The 2,469-nt window shown below is 65.0% G+C and carries 2 protein-coding genes; both read left to right on the top strand.

Annotation, left to right across the window (positions count from 1 at the left end):
• Positions 1 to 1,369 (top strand): toprim domain-containing protein (locus VK533_RS15250; RefSeq protein WP_324379173.1); only part of this gene is annotated, 1,369 nt, incomplete at its 5' end.
• A 17-nt stretch (positions 1,370 to 1,386) separates the two neighbouring features.
• The coding region (locus VK533_RS15245; RefSeq protein ID WP_324379172.1) for a serine hydrolase at positions 1,387 to 2,469 on the top strand (1,083 nt) is incomplete at its 3' end.

Below are 2,469 nucleotides of genomic sequence, written 5' to 3'. Positions count from 1 at the left end.
CTCGAAGGCCTACCTTTATGCGGGCGTCGAGATACGTTGGCGCTGCGATGCCGAGCTGATCGGCGACGACACGCCCGCCGAAGCCACCTTCCAGTTCCCCGGTGGCCTCGCCGACCATCTGCGCGAGCAATTGGGTGCCCGCGAATGCGCGACCGCCGAGCCTTTCATCGGCCGGCAGGACTTCCCGAACGGCCAGGGCTCGGTCGAATGGGCAGTCGCCTGGCCGATCTATTCGGAAGGCTCGTACAGCTATTACTGCAATACCATCCCGACCCCCGACGGCGGCACGCACGAGCAGGGCCTGCGCGCGGCGCTGATCAAGGGCCTGCGCGGCTTCGCCGAGCTGGTCGGCAACAAGAAAGCCAAGGACCTCGCGCCCGAAGACGTCGTCACCGACGTCGAGCTGATGCTGTCGGTCTTCATCCGCGATCCGCAATTTCAGTCGCAGACCAAGGACCGGCTGACCTCGCCCGAGGCGGCGCGGCTGGTCGAGAATGCGGTGCGCGACCATTTCGATCATTTCCTGTCGGACAATATGGAGCGCGGGCGCGCTTTGCTCGGCTTCTGCCTCGATCGGATGGACGAACGGCTGAAGCGTCGCGCCGAGCGCGAGGTGAAGCGCAAGACCGCGACCTCGGGCCGCAAGCTGCGTCTGCCGGGCAAGCTCACCGATTGTGCCAATGACGATCCCGAAGGCACCGAAATCTTCATCGTCGAGGGCGACAGCGCGGGCGGCTCCGCCAAGCAGGCCCGCGACCGCAAGACGCAGGCGATCCTCCCCATCCGCGGCAAGATATTGAACGTCGCCAGCGCCACCGCCGACAAGATCCGTGGCAATCAGGAAATCGCCGACCTCACGCTCGCCTTGGGCTGCGGCGTACGCGAAAAGTGCGATGCGGCGGCTTTGCGCTACGAGAAGATCGTGATCATGACCGACGCCGATGTCGACGGCGCGCATATCGCGACCCTGCTGATGACTTTCTTCTTCCAGGAAATGGCGCCGATCGTGCGCGAGGGCCGCGTCTATCTGGCGCAGCCGCCTTTGTTCCGGCTGACCGCGGGCGGCAAGAGCCTCTACGCCATGGATGAGGAAGCCCGCGCGGCGATCGAGGCGAACGAATTCAAGGGCAAGAAGGTCGAAGTGTCACGCTTCAAGGGCCTGGGCGAGATGAACCCCCAACAGTTGCGCGAAACCACGATGGACAAGAAGACGCGGACCCTGATCCGCATCACCCTGCCGCAGGAATATGAGGAGCGGCGCGGCACGGTCGATCTGGTCGAGCGGCTGATGGGCAAGAATCCAGAACACCGCTTCGCCTTCATCCAGGCCAATGCCGCGGCGGTCGAGGAAGACGCGATCGACGCCTGATTTTTGGGGGAAGACTGATGATGCGCGCTTCCACAATCGCCGCCATCGCCGCGATCGGGCTGGCGACGCCCGTGACGGCGCAGAATGCGGCCCCCGCGCTCACCGGCCGCGCGCATGATCTCATCGCGGTGCTCAACGGCACCGTCACCCCGGACAGCCTGTTCTCCTCCACCTTCCTCGCCCAGATACCGGCGGAGAAGGTCACGCAGATCGGGAGCCAGCTCTCAGCCGCGTTCGGCAAGGCACTGACCGTCGCCGATCTGCGGCAGGTCGGCCCCAACGCCGCCAAAATCACGATCGCCTACGAACATGGCACGATCGACATGGACCTCGTGATCGATACCGATCCGCCCAACCAGATCGTCGGCTGGCGGATCCATCCGCCGTCCGCGGGCACAAAAACGCCCGATCAGGCGATCGCGGCGCTGCACGCGTTTCCCGGCAAGACCGGATTCGTCGTCGCCAAATTGGGTGATGGCGCCCCGCGGATCCTGGCGGGCAGCGACACCGATCGCCCGCTCGCGATCGGATCGGCGTTCAAGCTCGTCATCCTCGCCGAGCTGGTGCGCGAAGCCAATGCGGGCGAACGGAAGTGGAGCGATATGGTCACGCTCGACGGGCGCGAACTGCCCGGCGGTACCTATACGCAGATGCCGGCGGGCACGAAGGTCACCCTGCTCGAACTCGCGCAGAAGATGATCTCGATCAGCGACAACAGCGCCACCGACATCTTGCTGACCACCCTGGGCCGCGCAAAGATCGAGGCGATGCTGCCCGTCGTCGGCGTCAGCGATCCGGCGCGGAACCGGCCCTATTTGACCACGCTCGAAATGTTCAAGATCAAGGGCACGCCCGGCGGACGTTTCACGACCCCATGGCCCAAGCTCGACGAAGCCGGCAGACGGGCCTTGCTCAAGCAGGTCGATGCGACCCCGATCAGCGCGCTCGACCCGCAGCTCTTCAAGGACGGCAAGCCGATCCTGATCGATGCGGCGGAATGGTTCTTCTCGCCCGCCGATCTCGTCCGCGTCATGGATTGGCTGCGCAAGCATAGCGAAAGCGGTCCCGGTGCCGAGGCGCGCAACATCCTCGCGATCAAC

Origin of the sequence: Sphingomonas sp. (assembly GCF_035317925.1) — a bacterium.
GTDB lineage: Bacteria > Pseudomonadota > Alphaproteobacteria > Sphingomonadales > Sphingomonadaceae > Sphingomonas_I.
The sequence above is the reverse complement of the archived record's forward strand: the minus strand, read 5'-3'. Positions and strand labels throughout refer to the sequence as shown.